The sequence below is a fragment of the Pseudomonas sp. 3A(2025) genome (assembly GCF_054589175.1).
In genome coordinates this window covers 51,903-65,282 of sequence record NZ_BAAILM010000012.1, presented here as the reverse complement: position 1 = coordinate 65,282, position 13,380 = coordinate 51,903, and the positions used below count along the sequence as shown (strand labels likewise).

Below are 13,380 nucleotides of genomic sequence, written 5' to 3'. Positions count from 1 at the left end.
TGAATCAGGTCATCACCGTCACCGCCGTATACGCGCACGGTTTGTGCTTGAGAGTAATCGGTGAGCCAGAGGTTGAATGTATCGTTGCCAGTGCCGCCAAGCAGGGTGTCGTTGCCTTCGCCGCCCATGACGGTGAAGACGTCATCTCCGGCACCGCCATCGATGCTGTCGTTACCGGTATTGCCATCAATGATGTCATTGCCGGCGCCACCAAAAATAGTGTCGTTGCCTGGGCCGCCCTGAATGGAGTCGCCGGCCCACAGGCCGCTTTCATCACCGCCTTCAATCCAGTCATTACCGCCACTGCCGGTAATCGTATCGTTGCCACTCCCCCCGCGAATCGTGTCGTTATCAACAGAACCCTCCAGCCTGTCACTACCCTCCGTCCCCACCAGCACCGCCAGACTCTCCGTCAACGACGACAGGTCATAACCCCGAGCCTCAACCACGCCGCTAGCCACTTCCAGCACCGAATCCGCCTGCGCCCCCGAGCGATCATCGCTGGCCGCCACATCCGCGCCGGTGATCTTTGCCAGCGCATCGACAAAGCTGATGCCCGCATCGCCCTGCGCCACATCGCAGCCATACAGCAAGATGTCTCCGCTCGCGCTCAGGCTTGCGCCAATCGCCTGCAATTGCGTCTGGTACTGCGCCAGGTTTTCACCATTCAGTACCGTGCTGCCCAGATACAGCGTGCCGATCGAGCCGTGGCTGATGACCTGCACCGAATCCAGATCGGCATGCCCGCTCAGCAGGCGCTGTATCTGCTTTACCCCGTCCTGACTCGTATCGAGCAGATGCCATTCGGTATCGGCCGAAAAACCGACAATCAGGGTTTGGTAACCGGCAACGCGGCTATCGATGAAAACGACATTCTTGGTGGTCATGGTCCGGCATTCCATGGAGGACGAAGGGGCGAGGTGGGGGCTACAAAGCAGACACATTTGTGAGTGGTGGCATTGTGCCTATTGTCGATAGGCTTGTGCTGAATATCAGACGAAAAAAATGGCCTGCGCCTTTCAGCGCAAGCCATCCTGGGTGTGCCTGTCGGCGGTTAGAGGATGAAGTCTTCTGCCACCAGGGTATTCACCCCGGTCAACGCAATGGCGAACTCGGCATCCGCATCGGCATCGGTGTTGCCGTACAGCACACCGGCCGCGAACTTGAGCTGACCTGCGGTGGTGAACGCCGCCGTTGCACCGATCAGTGTGCCGATGAAGGCATCATTGGCGGCTGTCGCGGTGTTGGCATCCAGTGTCGACAGGTCGATGCGGTCCCCCTTGGCGAAGTCGGTAATGACGTCCCATGTGGTGCTGGTGATGCCCATTTCCGACAAGGCGTTGAAGTCGAAAATGTCATTGCCCAGGCCACCGGTCAGCACGTCTTTACCTGCGCCGCCGATGAGGGTGTCGTTACCGGTGCCGCCTTCCAGCGTGTCGTTGCCGGCACCGCCGTTGAGCACGTCATTGCCTTCCCAGCCCAGCAGGCGGTTGGCGGCCGCGTTGCCGGTGATGGTGTTGGCCAGAGTGTTACCCGCGCCGCTGATCCCGGTGCTGCCGGTGAGGATCAGGTTCTCGACGTTGTTGGCCAGTTTGTGGCTGACCGAGGAATAGACCAGGTCGACGCCCTGGCCTGCGACTTCCACCACTTTGTCCAGCGCGTTGTCGACGTAATAGGTGTCGTTGCCCGCGCCGCCGGTCATCACGTCTGCGCCCGCCTTGCCGTCGAGGACGTTGCTGTAGGCGTTGCCTGTCAGGGTGTTGGCCGATGCGTTGCCGGTGCCTTTAAGCACGGTGGCAAGGTTGGCCAGCGTCAGGTTTTCAAGGCCGGCTGCCAGGGTGTAGTTGTTCAGCGAGGCAATCACGCTGTCGACACCGGAGGTGTCCACAATGACATCGCCAGCATTGTCGACGTAGTAGGTGTCGTTGCCATCGCCGCCATTGAGGGTGTCGGCACCGGCACCGCCATTGAGGGTGTCGTTGCCGGCCAGACCGTAGAGCACGTTATTGAACTCGTTGCCGGTCAACCGGTTGTTATCGGTACTGCCCACCGCATTGAGGGCGGTTGCGGCGCCCGCCTGCAAGGTCAGGTTTTCGATGTTGTAGACGCTGTCAGCGGTCGACACTCCACTGACATAACCACCCAGTGTGGTGCTCAAGGTGGTGATGACCGTGTCGTTACCGCCGTTGGCGTCTTCCAGAACATAGTCGGAGGCGTTGTCGATGTAGTAGGTGTCATTGCCGGCACCGCCCGCCATGGAGTCGACACCCACGCCACCGTTGAGCGTGTCATTGCCCAGGCCGCCGATCAGCGAGTCATTGCCTGCACCGCCTGCCAGGTTGTTATTCAGGTCGTTGCCCAGAATGATGTTGGCCAGTTCATTGCCGGTGCCATTGAGCGCGGCGCCGGTCAGTTGCAGGTTTTCGACGTTGGCGGTGAGGGTGTAGGCCGCCAGCGAGGAGCGCACGGTGTCTGTGCCTTGCGCTTCGACCTCGACCACTTTGTCGGCGGTGCTGTTGACCACGTACACGTCATCGCCAACGCCACCGACCATTGAGTCGGCACCCGCGCCGCCATCGAGGGTGTCGTTGCCCGCGCCGCCGATCAGTGTGTCGTTGGAGACAAAGTTGCTGATGTTGATCGGCAAGGAGGTGCTGACCATCGTGCCGGTCGACGACATGGTCATCAGTTTGGCGGTGATCTGGTCGGTACCGCTGGCACTCAGATTGATGGCCGCAGACTCGAAACGCAGGCCCAGCGGCGTGACGCTGAAACCGTCGGAGCCGATCAGGTCGACCATCGTGCCGTTCTTGTAGATCTCGACCCAGGCGCCTTCGGCCAGTGCCAGTACCGAGGTATTGAGCAGGGTGGTGTCGAGGTCTTCAGGGTTGGTGACGATGATCGCCGAGTTGTTGTCGATACCATCATCGAGCAGGTCGAGCGGGTTTTCCGACGCGCCGTCACCCATGCCGATGGCGCGGACGGTGGTGCCGTCGGTGCCCATCTGACGAATCAGGTTGGCGGTGTCGATGTAGCTGGTGCCATCGGTCGGTGCACCGTCCGACAGGAAAAACACGATGTTTTTGCCCGAACCCAGCGACGCCAGGTAACTCTGGGTCTTGAGCAAGGCTGCGTTGTAGGCGGTGCCGCCGCCGGCTTTCAGTTCCAGAAGCTGGTCGTACAGGTCTACGCGACCGTTGGCATTGCCGTCGGAGCCCGGATTGCCGCTGTAGAGGACTTCGGCGGTGTCGTCGAACTGAATCAGCGAAACATTGGCCTGGCTGCCCAGACCGCTGGCGATGATGGTGTCATTGAGCTTTTTGACCGACGCAATCGCCGCGTCCAGCACCGAGTTGCTGTAGCCGTCGCTGTTCAGGTCACCGACGTTGGTGGTGCCCTGGAACGAGCTGGTCATGCTGCCGGAGTGGTCGACCACGTAGACAATGTTGACGCCGGTATCACCGAGGCTGACGCCACTGATATTGCCGGTGATCTTGACCGAGCCGGTGGCTTGTTCGGCGGCAGAAATAGTCAGCGCGACGACCTGGCCATCGACCACGGCCTCACCGGAACTGATCGCATTCTCCGCGCTGCCGTTGTCGCCCACCAGCAGGTCGTTGCCGTCGCCACCGACCAGACTGTCATTGCCGCCGCCACCCAGCAGGGTGTCATCGCCTGCGCCGCCGGAAATTGTGTCGTTGGCCATATTGCCGACGATGCGGTTGGCCAGGGCGTTGCCGGTCATGCTGGTCGCGCCGTTCAGCATCACGCCATTTTCGACGTTGGCGCCCAAGGTGTAGCTGGCCAGGGCCGTCTGTACGGTATCGACACCGGCATTGGCCGCTTCGGTGACCACATCACCGGCGCCAACGATGTAGGTGTCGTTACCGGCACCGCCGGCCATGGTGTCGGCGCCGCCCTGGCCGTCCAGCAGGTTGTCGGAGGCGTTGCCGGTCAGTTTGTTGGCCAGCGCATTACCGGTGGCTTTATAGGCCGTGCCTTGCAACACCAGATTCTCGACGTTGTTGCCCAGCGTGTAGTTGATGGTGGAGTAGACCGTGTCGGTGCCGCCGGTGCTGGCCACCGCGTTGGTCTCGGTCACGACATCGCCGACGTTGTCGACATAGTAGCTGTCGTTGCCATCGCCGCCGACCAGCGTATCGGCCCCGGCACCGCCATTGAGGGTGTCGTTGCCGGCATTGCCGGTCAGTACGTTCTTGCCGGCGTTACCGGTAATCAGGTTGGCGGCACTGTTGCCGACGCCATTGATATTGCCGGCGCCGGTCAACACCAGGTTTTCAAGGTTGGCGGCCAGGGTCCACGACAGCCCGGCTTGTACCGTGTCGGTACCTTCGTTGGCCTTTTCGACGATGACATCACCGGCCCCGACGATGTAGGTGTCGTTACCCAGTCCGCCGGTCAGCGTGTTGGCGCCGGCATGGGTGCTGCCATTGAGCACGTTGTTGGCGGTATTGCCCGTGGCCGTCAGGCCGGCTGCGGTGCCGGTCAGCGTGATGTTTTCGACATAAGGCCGGGACGCGATCGAATAGCTGATGCTGGAGATGACTGTGTCGGTGCCTTCGTTGGCATTCTCGGTGACGACATCGCCGGCCCCGGTGACGTAATAGGTGTCATTGCCGGTGCCACCGATCAGCGTGTCATTGCCCGTGCCTTTCAGGGTGTCGTTGCCGCCCAGGCCGCTCAACTGGTTGGCCGCGCTGTTGCCGGTGATCACGTTATCGCGCGCGTTGCCCGTGCCGTTGATGGCGGCCGTGCCGGTCAGGGTCAGGTTCAGGCCATAGCTGGGCAAGGTCGTGGTCGTGGCGGAAGACACGTCCTTGGTGAAGTTGATCAGCCCGTTCAGTTCGGCTGCGGTCACGCCGGTGAGGTAGGCGTTGTTGCTCAGGTTGGCCAGCGAGTTGCCAATGGTGGTCGCGGCGGCGGTGTCGCCCGACAACGCATAGAAATGCATGATCACTTGCGTTTCGCCAGCCGCCAGGTTCAGGTTGAACGAGGTCACTGGCTGGTCGATATAGGTGCCACCGACTGCACTCGGCGATCCGGCGCCACCGGAGACAATATGCGTCAGTGTGGGGTAGTTGGTATTCGACGCGCTGCCGTAAGCCGCCCAGTCATCGGCGGCGGTGCGGGTGGTATCGCCGCTTGAGGTCGCCAGCGTCTTGGTGTTGCTGTCGTAATAGATGTTGTCGTTCAGGTCGACCTTGACCGCCTTGGCGGTGGTCCCGGTGTTGGTCACGATCTCCAGCATGCGCACATAACCGTCGGCCACGTACGTCTTGCGCTCTACCGAAATACCCGCCGAGGTGTTGGTGCCGGTCACGCTGTGGGTGTTAGTGGCCGCAGTCGACGTCGCCCAGTTCAGGTAGGTGGTACTGCTGGAGCCACCGACATACAGCGACAGCGAGGTATTGTCCAAAGCATCGTAAGTGTAGGTATTGGTGCCTGAAAGGTACTTGCCCTTGGCATCCTGAAGGTTGCCGTTGTTGTCGAAGTACCAGGAGTTGCCGAGTGCATCCGTATAGTTGAGAGACACGTCCGTTCCCTTGCATGAAAGTGATGGCTTTGGTTTTTTGTCGGTGAGGCAATGGTGTCAGGCGAATGTCACGCCTTGATTACGCGCTGGCGTCAGCCGTATTCGGTGGGGTAGTTGCGAGAGTCGATCAAAACGAGGTGCTTGATGGACATGGTCCAGCCTTCCATGACGGACAAAGTGGGCGATGTAAAGCGTACAGAGCAGACACATTTACGAACAAATAGCATTGTGCCTGTTGCTTGGGGAATTGCCAATTGGGGGGATGGGAGCTGGTGCGTGCGTCTATGAAAGGCTCCATCCACGTATCATCACAACCTTGCGATAGCTCGAGAATGGCAACAATGATGAAGCAGACCTGCAAAGGACTTACGTTGACGGTCCTCATGACCCTGACCAGCCAGGCGTGGGCGAGCGAGCCCTCTTCGGTGTACATGCGTTGCACCATGACCCCGACGCAATACGCCAAGGCCATGGCCGCACCACCCGGATCGGCACGGGCCTACAACGACTGGCAGACCTGGTTCGACGGTCAGGGCATGTACGGCCCCGGCAAGGTTCAGCCCGAGTGGCTGCTGGACTCCGACGCTCAGAGCCTGGAAGAGTTGCTAGAAGCCTGGGATGGCGCCGGCGGGCTCTCTCACTATGACCCGGCAACCGGCCGCTGGCAGTTTGCGCTGCTGGAATTTACCGAAAACTACGGCGAGATGATCCAGCTACTGGCCCCGCTGCGCAGCGTCGCACCGTACTGCCAGGCCGACAGCGACAGCTTTGTGCTTATCTATTCCTATATCTGGGGCGATGGCGATAACGCCTATCTGACACTCGACCAGAAGCAGAGCCGGTTTGCAGAAAAGCCCACGCCCGCCCAGCGTGCAGAGGCCGACGCGGCGTTAAAGGTGTTGATGGATAACGCGGGTTGAGTGTTCAAGGCTCTGGCCGATCAGTCAGGATCCGACACGAACCTGATGTAGGAGGCAGCTCTGCTGGCGATTGCGATGATACAGCCGCTGCAAATGCACCGATTTCACTGGCCCCATCTTTAGCACCAATGCATGCCTTATGCATGTGCTGCGATCAATTGCTCGCGAATCTGCAGAGCGGTTTTGCCTTTGCTTTCTACCCGCATACCCAGTGACTGAATATGGATAATTTCCACCTCGGTCAGCCCGAGACTGCGCAAGCCATCAATCCAGCGCTGGAAGCGTACCGGTGCTGTGTCGCTCGCGTTGGGGCCTTGGGGGCGCTGGCACACGTGGCAACGGTCATCGGGGAACGGCTTGCTTGCCCATGTGCCGGGACGTCGATATTCGAACAGTCCGCAGTCGCAGCGGCATAGCCAGACGGTGCCTTTACCGGAGCGGCTGGGGCGGGACCAGGCGATTGCGGTCATTTGTCCACGCCGCTTGCCAGTGTGATCGGCGGCGTGTTCGGGGCGCGGGGACAGGTGTGGCAGGTGGGTGAGGGTGAGCTTGGTTTTGGACTGGGTCATGGATGCTTCCTTGCATGGTGGGTGGAATAGGGCGGCGGTGGCTTTTTTCAGGCAAGCCGGTGCTGTTGACGCTTGTGCGCCTTTTTGTATTTTTCATGATGATTTGCGCCGGTTAGCTGAGGCGCGGGTCTCTATTCAAGCCAAGTTATCAGGCATGCGTGCAGCCACTCGCATGCGGCGTGTCGGTGAGGATGTGCACTCTGATAACCTCTCTCAAGAGTATTGAGATGCATGGTTCCTAATAAGGAACCAATCTAGTTCCTTTATTGGAACCTGTCAATGGGAGAGTGAGAGAGTGGATTTGCCGGGAAAGATGAAAGCTATCCGCGCCAGGGAGGGTCTTACTCAGAGCGAATTCTGTGAAGTCGTGGGTATCAGTATCAGTAGTTGGAAGAAGTACGAGGCCGCGATCACGGAGATGGGGCTGCAGCCTTTTCTGAAGGTCGCCAATCACGAGCGATTCAAGAAGTACGCGCTTTGGCTGACAACGGGGGATGTGGCTCCGGAATCCGGGCAGTTGAGTCCGCTTTGAGTGGCTGCTTTCCCTTGCAGGCAGGTATGGCAGGTGGGTGAGTTTGGATCTGAATAGATTCATGGATGCTTCCTTGCATGGTTGGTGGGGTAAGGGCGTTGGCTTTGCTCGGGCAAGCCGGTGCTGTTGGCGCTTATACGCCTTTTTGTATTTTTCGTGATGACTTGCGCCGGGTTGCTAGCTGAGGCGCGGGTCTCTATTCAAGCCAAGTTATCAGGCATGCGTGCAGCCACCCGCATGGGGCGTGTTGGTGACGATCTGCATTCTGATAACCTCTCCATAGAGTATCAAGGTAAAAATATCCTTTCGCATACTAAAGGTATGCGTTCACATCCTTGCTGTCAAGAGAGGAAAGAATGGATTTGGGGCAGAAGCTCAAAGAGGTGCGCCGGAATGAGCGCCTGACACAAGGAGAGATCTGTGAGCTTGCGGGGATCAGCCTTCCAACATGGAAGGGCTATGAGTACGGGAAAAGTAAGTCAGTCAGCTCGATTGAGCTGTTAAAAATAACCATGCATCCACGCTTCAAGAAATATGCGTTGTGGTTGGTTACAGATGAGATCGCTCCAGAGTCTGGCCAGATCAGCCCTCTTCAGCCCGTGTGAGGAGGGCTCACATGAGTGAGGCACGCCTCAACGGCCTCGCATCGTTGATCAATCAAGCCAGTGACGCCAGATGCTCTACAGTCTCTGGAAACTTTTGCACGAGGCGAATCAGGGTGACTGCCTGGGCATTTGGCTTGGCGCGACCCTGCTCCCAGTTCTCCAGAGTGCGAGTGTTGGTGCGCAGGTACATGGCGAAGACCGGGCGGGACATATTGAGTTGGTGGCGAATATCAACCAGCTCGCCAGCAGTGATGGCAGGCAGTTCATTCAGTCTTGCTTTGTGCGAGCGCAGGGTGACCTTTCCCTGACGCTCGTCCGCCAAGGCTTCAAAGCCATCGATCAACTCGGCAAAAATGTCACGTTTCATGATTTGCTCCTCGCCTCGATTTCGTTATCCAACAGTTTCTTGAGCACCTTTTTCTGTGACTCGCTCAAATCGTCCTGAATGTCTTTACCGTAGACGGTGAATAACCAGAACTGGGTGCCGCCTAGCCACCAGTAGTAAATGATTCGAATACCGCTGCGTGTGCCTTTCTGGCGCTTCTCGTCGGCAAATCGGATTTTGCGCAGACCGCCTGTCCCCTGGATCACATCACCGGCTTCGGGGTTTTTCATCAGAACCGTCTGGAAAGCACGGAAAGCCTCATCGTCCAGATAGTCCACCCGGTATCGCTGGAACTGTGGAAGCTCAACAAATAGTGCTTTCATTTTTTATACGTTACCTGCGTATAGTTTGTGATGCGTCTCTCGCATCGTCAAGTGGGAGCCTGCTTACGCTGGGTAGTCTCTGGAAAGGGAGCGCTGACTGGACTCACTGGCTGATCAGGACGGTACGTTCATTCGCGTTCTTGGTGTAGCAGGGGCGAGCCATGTGCCTTGTGAGGCCTGTCTGATGTGTGCGTAGGATGTGATCTCAGAAGAACGCATCTCGGTTTTCAAGGCCGCGTGGATGATGGGTTGCACGCTTTATGGGGTAAGGGCGTTAGCTTTTCTCGGGCAAGCCGGTGCTGTTGGCGTCAGTGCGCCTTTTTGTATTTTTCATGATGACTTGCACCGGGTTGTTAGTTGAGGCACGGGCCTGTTTTCAAGCAAAGTGATCAGGCATGCGTGCGACCACCCGTGAGTCCACTTCAGCCACGATGACTACATGCCTCATTTTGTAAGCGGGGGAGCGCGACCTGCTCCCGGTTGCTCACGGTAATGCAGCGCTGCATTTCGAGTACAGCCAAATTCGGGATACAAAAAAACCGCCTTCAGGGGGGCGGTTTCATTGACATTTTACTTTCACAGGAAACGGTTTTAGCCGTGTCGCCGAGGTAGAGTCCTGCTCTCTTTGCTCGACCATGTGCTGGGAATTCTACATAGGGCAATGACTATGTCAATCGAAAACGGTTTATGTCTAGGGTGCTGAGGCCTTTCAAGCCCGCGTGCGGAGTTGGACCGAGCTATATGATTCGCGAATCGATGTTGTTCTCGCGATCAAGTTCGTGCTGGAACTCAACCTCTTGAGCAAAATTTCGACCCATTTCGTCCGTCCAACGTTTAGCCATTCGCTCGATAGCCAGGAGCTCATCTACCCTCGCCTGGCTTACCGCCAGCAATTCAGTCAGTTGAGCAAGGCTCACGTCACGCTCATGGATGGTCTTGCGTTCAAGCAGCAACTCGTGGAAGGGGACGTAGTCTGAGGCACCTACTGCATGAATTAGAGACTCTTTGAGTGCCCGGATCTCACCACGGCTGAGGGTGATGCCATAGTTCGGGTTACGACCGGTAGTATTTTTGAAGTAACTCATCGGGGGGAGCACCCGTTGTATTGAAACGCTCTCCAGCATGCTGCAGATGACGTGACTGTCTTTGCCGCTGTGTTTATACCTTGGCATCTTGTCCAGGGTGCTTTGCTCAAGCCTGAAAATTGTGCGATCACCATCAGGTGTTGACTGAGAGGTGACAGGGGCAACCTGGATCAGGTTTTTAGAGATCACCTTCACCACGACCGCAAGCCGCTGTTTGTGCATCTCTGCATTCAGAAGAGTGTCCATGTAGCGCTTATTGGTTTTCAGATCGGCATTGAAGCGCGCGGTTTGCTGAACAAATCCGTAATCAACTTCAACCAGCGTACCTTGTCTCAAAAGCTTGGCGATCGTCGTTGCCGGGTTCTTCTTCAGCGTCTGGTGTAGAAACTCTTCTTTCGAGGTGTCATGACGTTTTATGTAGATCGTGTAAATGGCAGGCAGCCGACCTTCCGTCAACGCGACTCTAATATTTTCCAAGCGCCAAATATGGTGCTCAATGCCAACGAAACATTTAGTCAAAAAGACCGGATGGGGTTCTTTGCCAGGCTTTGGGTACGGCATCGCTGGAATCAAAGCTTCTCTGATCCCCACGTAGGTTTCTGTCCCAATCAGGGCATGAGAAACCTCCCCTTTCCCATCGACGACTGATTCGAGATATCGAACGATGATGGTCTGCATGCGCGTCCTTGGCCGGGGGAAGGGCGGCGGATTTTGAAGCGTTTCCGGTTTCAGTCAAGCTGAAACTAATTTGATGAAATGGTGATAATCATGCGCTTTGTGGGATTGATCTGATGTTTTTGTAGGATGCGACGTCAGAAGAGCGCCCACCAGAATTTCTCGGAGCAATCTGGATGAACGTACAAATCGGTGGAGGCGCCCTTGCGGTCATTCTGACGGGCATGCTCATGGTTTTCGGCGTCAGCGAGTGCCAGCGTGGTCCGTTGACCCCGAAACTTGCCGACGACGCCAGCGACGCGCAAAAGACCTGGCTGACCATCGAGCACCGCATCAAACGTTATGATCCGGCACTGACGCAGGTCACGCGAGACCAGCAGGCGCTGACTGTTTTCTACCGTCCAACCACGCCCGCCAAGGAGGCCGACGATTGGGCCCCGGACATGCTGCGCATCGTCGGCCACGGACTGGCGGCGCTGAACGGCGCGCCAGGAGGAAAGGCGTACACCCAAGTGACCGTCAGAGCGCGAATGCTCGCCGATGATGATGTGGTATTGGTGTACGACATGCCGGGGTTCGATGCCATCAAGACCCAGCAGGATGGTTACTTCAACTTCGCCAACATGCCGCGCAGCCTGTCACTCAGTACGGCCGCCCGGGCGCAGATCAATGATGCTTGCCGGGGCATGAACGCCCAGGCGTTCTATCCACAATTCTGTCGCCGAGTCGAAGAGGCCGCAACGAGCCATCCCTGAACGTGTTCGCACCGCGTGCGTTTAATCCGTTTTTTGACGCAGTTGATTGATGCCTTTGGACCATAGGAGGTGTATTCACGACGGCTCCGCCAGACACAAAAAAGCCGCGCAATGCGCGGCTTTTCAATCTTTGGTGGGCCCACACGGACTCGAACCGTGGACCAAAGGATTATGAGTCCTCTGCTCTAACCAACTGAGCTATAGGCCCTTTTACAGGTCGCGGATTATAACGGGGCTTTCCCTGCTGTGCTATCTGAATAATCCGAAAGCCTCGTAGGAAGGTACGTTTCCTCAAATTCGCTCGCCGACAGGGCCGGGCTGATGAGGTGGCCTTGCAGGTGCTGGCAGCCGGCGTCGATCAGCCATTGCTGTTGTTCCGGGGTTTCGACGCCTTTGGCGACGACGGTCAGTTGCAGGCTGCGGCCCAGGGCGATGATTGCGTGGACGATGGCGGTTTCGTGCTGGGCGTCGGGCAGGCCGCGGGTGAATGAGCGGGCGATTTTCAGCGTGTCCAGCGGCAGGCGCTTGAGGTAGCCCAGTGAGGAGTAGCCGGTGCCGAAGTTGTCGATGGCCAGTTGAATGCCCAGTTGCTTGAGGTCCTCGAGGGCGCTCAGGGTGTGTTCGGCCTGGCCCATGATGCCGTGTTCGGCGATTTCCAGTTGCAGGCTGCCGGGCGTCAACTGGTACCTGGTCAGCAGGTAGCGGATGCGTTCGATGAGGCAGGGCTGGCGCAGTTGGGTGCCGGTGATGTTGATCGACAGGGGGCCGAACGTAGGGTGGTGCCTGCGCCATTGCTGGAGTTGGCGGCAGGCGTTTTCCAGTACCCAGTTGCCGATGGTCAGGATGCTGCCGCTTTCTTCGGCCAGGGTAATGAAGCGTTTGGGCGGTATTTCGCCGAGTTGCGGGTGGTGCCAGCGCAACAGGGCTTCGGCGCCGACCATTTGCTGGTGGGGCAGGCCGATGATGGGTTGGTAATGCAGGGTCAGTTCATTGCGCTCGATGGCGTGGCGCAGTTGGTGTTCAAGGTTGATGCGCTCGTGCAGCCCGGTGCTCAGGTCGCGGGTGTAGGCTTCGACGCGGTTGCGGCCCTTGGCCTTGGAGCGGTACATGGCGGTGTCGGCGTGTTTGATCAGGGTAACGGCGTCTGTGCCGTCGGATGGGAACAGGCAACTGCCGATGCTGGTGCTGACCATCAGCTGGTGGTCGCCGGCTTGCAGCGGGGTGCTGAAACTGGCTAGCAGTTTGCGGGCGATGCTGTGCGCGTCGCTGGCTTGCAGCAGGCCGGGCAGCAGGACGACGAATTCATCACCGCCCAGGCGCGCCACGGTGTCGATGTCGCGCAGGTGGTCCTTGAGCCGTTGGGCGATGGCCTTGAGCAACAGGTCGCCGGTGGTGTGGCCGAGGCTGTCGTTGATGTGTTTGAAGCGGTCGAGGTCAAGAAACAGCACGGCGCCCAGGCTGCCGGTTTCCTGGCTGTGTTGCAGGGCTTTGTGCAGGCGTGTTTCAAACAGCAGACGGTTGGGCAGGCCGGTCAGCGGGTCGTGGTAGGCCTGGTGGTCCAGGCGTGTCTGAGTGTGCTTGAGGCTGGAGATGTCGGCGAAGATGGCGACAAAATGGGTGGTTGCACCGGCCGGGTCGCGCACCACGCTGATGGTCAGCCAGCAGGGCCAGATATCACCGTTCTTGCGTCGGTTGCACACCTCGCCTTGCCAATGGCCTTCGGCGTTCAGACGGTGCCACAGGGCGGCATAGAAGGTGCTGTCGTGCTGATCGGAGGCCAACAGGCGGGGGGTGCGGCCGATGGCTTCCGGTTCGCTGTAACCTGTGATCTGGCTGAATGCACGGTTGATGGCGCGAATGCGCTGCCGGGCGTCGGTGATCATCACGCCTTCGACGGTGTGGTCGACGGCCATGGCGGCCCAGTGATGCTTTTGCAGCAGGGCGTCGGGCAATGGTTCATGCATGAGGCTCACTTTC

11 protein-coding genes, 1 tRNA gene and 1 pseudogene are annotated in these 13,380 nt (G+C 58.3%); 5 read left to right on the top strand and 8 right to left on the bottom strand.

All coding sequences use genetic code 11. From position 1 onward, the window contains the following. Both ACYP2A_RS04790 and ACYP2A_RS04785 read right to left on the bottom strand, forming a co-directional pair. The coding region (locus ACYP2A_RS04790) for a DUF4347 domain-containing protein (RefSeq protein ID WP_459743236.1) at positions 1-887 on the bottom strand (887 nt) is incomplete at its 3' end. Between the two features lie 167 nt (positions 888-1,054). Then, positions 1,055-5,554 carry a beta strand repeat-containing protein gene (locus ACYP2A_RS04785; protein ID WP_459743234.1) on the bottom strand — a complete coding sequence of 1,500 codons (4,500 nt, stop codon included), beginning with the start codon at positions 5,552-5,554 and terminating at the stop codon, positions 1,055-1,057. A 383-nt stretch (positions 5,555-5,937) separates the two neighbouring features. Here ACYP2A_RS04785 and ACYP2A_RS04780 point away from each other — a divergent pair, with 383 nt between their 5' ends. Then, positions 5,938-6,474 (top strand): hypothetical protein, encoded by a 537-nt coding sequence (locus ACYP2A_RS04780; RefSeq protein WP_459743232.1) that lies wholly within the window; start codon positions 5,938-5,940, stop codon positions 6,472-6,474. Positions 6,475-6,611: 137 nt separating this feature from the next. Here ACYP2A_RS04780 and ACYP2A_RS04775 read toward each other — a convergent pair whose 3' ends face one another. Beyond that, positions 6,612-7,043, bottom strand: coding sequence for a hypothetical protein (locus ACYP2A_RS04775; RefSeq protein WP_459743230.1), 432 nt, complete (start codon positions 7,041-7,043; stop codon positions 6,612-6,614). Between ACYP2A_RS04775 and ACYP2A_RS04770 the strand changes: the two genes are divergently transcribed. The 3 genes from ACYP2A_RS04770 to ACYP2A_RS04760 all read left to right on the top strand — a co-directional run bounded on the left by ACYP2A_RS04770 (position 7,042) and on the right by ACYP2A_RS04760 (position 8,180). Then, on the top strand, positions 7,042-7,269 hold the full coding sequence (locus tag ACYP2A_RS04770; protein WP_459743228.1) for a hypothetical protein: 228 nt from the start codon (positions 7,042-7,044) through the stop codon (positions 7,267-7,269). The two genes, ACYP2A_RS04775 and ACYP2A_RS04770, sit on opposite strands and share 2 nt — an antisense overlap. Before the next feature lie 87 nt (positions 7,270-7,356). Beyond that, positions 7,357-7,575: a helix-turn-helix domain-containing protein gene (locus tag ACYP2A_RS04765; RefSeq protein WP_459743226.1), complete on the top strand. Its 219-nt coding sequence runs from the start codon at positions 7,357-7,359 to the stop codon at positions 7,573-7,575. A 356-nt stretch (positions 7,576-7,931) separates the two neighbouring features. Continuing rightward, positions 7,932-8,180 (top strand): helix-turn-helix domain-containing protein, encoded by a 249-nt coding sequence (locus tag ACYP2A_RS04760; RefSeq protein ID WP_459743225.1) that lies wholly within the window; start codon positions 7,932-7,934, stop codon positions 8,178-8,180. 52 nt (positions 8,181-8,232) lie between these two features. On the opposite strand, the gene ACYP2A_RS04755 is transcribed toward ACYP2A_RS04760, so the two are convergent. The 3 genes from ACYP2A_RS04755 to ACYP2A_RS04745 all read right to left on the bottom strand — a co-directional run bounded on the left by ACYP2A_RS04755 (position 8,233) and on the right by ACYP2A_RS04745 (position 10,651). Beyond that, entirely contained in the window at positions 8,233-8,547 is a 315-nt protein-coding gene (locus tag ACYP2A_RS04755) for a helix-turn-helix domain-containing protein (RefSeq protein ID WP_459743223.1), read from the bottom strand. Continuing rightward, positions 8,544-8,888: a toxin gene (locus ACYP2A_RS04750; protein ID WP_459743221.1), complete on the bottom strand. Its 345-nt coding sequence runs from the start codon at positions 8,886-8,888 to the stop codon at positions 8,544-8,546. Before ACYP2A_RS04750 ends, ACYP2A_RS04755 begins: the two co-directional genes overlap by 4 nt. A gap of 737 nt (positions 8,889-9,625) precedes the next feature. Beyond that, the gene (locus ACYP2A_RS04745) at positions 9,626-10,651 is read right to left on the bottom strand and encodes a hypothetical protein (protein ID WP_459743219.1); all 1,026 of its coding nucleotides are present in this window, start codon (positions 10,649-10,651) and stop codon (positions 9,626-9,628) included. Positions 10,652-10,824: 173 nt separating this feature from the next. Between ACYP2A_RS04745 and ACYP2A_RS04740 the strand changes: the two genes are divergently transcribed. After that, entirely contained in the window at positions 10,825-11,403 is a 579-nt protein-coding gene (locus ACYP2A_RS04740) for a hypothetical protein (RefSeq protein ID WP_459743218.1), read from the top strand. 131 nt (positions 11,404-11,534) lie between these two features. Here ACYP2A_RS04740 and ACYP2A_RS04735 read toward each other — a convergent pair. Both ACYP2A_RS04735 and ACYP2A_RS04730 read right to left on the bottom strand, forming a co-directional pair. Then, positions 11,535-11,611, bottom strand: a tRNA-Ile gene (locus tag ACYP2A_RS04735). Between the two features lie 16 nt (positions 11,612-11,627). After that, a pseudogene (locus tag ACYP2A_RS04730) lies at positions 11,628-13,337 on the bottom strand (putative bifunctional diguanylate cyclase/phosphodiesterase); the annotation flags it as partial. Between the last annotated feature and the right edge of the window lie 43 nt (positions 13,338-13,380).

What these genes read in the sequence shown, in the direction of transcription:
- ACYP2A_RS04780 (WP_459743232.1), top strand. Translation starts at nt 5,938, where the DNA reads ATGACCCTGACCAGCCAGGCGTGGGCGAGCGAGCCCTCTTCGGTGTAC.
- ACYP2A_RS04770 (WP_459743228.1), top strand. Translation starts at nt 7,042, where the DNA reads ATGGATGCTTCCTTGCATGGTGGGTGGAATAGGGCGGCGGTGGCTTTT.
- ACYP2A_RS04775 (WP_459743230.1), bottom strand. Translation starts at nt 7,043, where the DNA reads ATGACCCAGTCCAAAACCAAGCTCACCCTCACCCACCTGCCACACCTG.
- ACYP2A_RS04765 (WP_459743226.1), top strand. Translation starts at nt 7,357, where the DNA reads ATGAAAGCTATCCGCGCCAGGGAGGGTCTTACTCAGAGCGAATTCTGT.
- ACYP2A_RS04760 (WP_459743225.1), top strand. Translation starts at nt 7,932, where the DNA reads ATGGATTTGGGGCAGAAGCTCAAAGAGGTGCGCCGGAATGAGCGCCTG.
- ACYP2A_RS04755 (WP_459743223.1), bottom strand. Translation starts at nt 8,547, where the DNA reads ATGAAACGTGACATTTTTGCCGAGTTGATCGATGGCTTTGAAGCCTTG.
- ACYP2A_RS04750 (WP_459743221.1), bottom strand. Translation starts at nt 8,888, where the DNA reads ATGAAAGCACTATTTGTTGAGCTTCCACAGTTCCAGCGATACCGGGTG.
- ACYP2A_RS04745 (WP_459743219.1), bottom strand. Translation starts at nt 10,651, where the DNA reads ATGCAGACCATCATCGTTCGATATCTCGAATCAGTCGTCGATGGGAAA.
- ACYP2A_RS04740 (WP_459743218.1), top strand. Translation starts at nt 10,825, where the DNA reads ATGAACGTACAAATCGGTGGAGGCGCCCTTGCGGTCATTCTGACGGGC.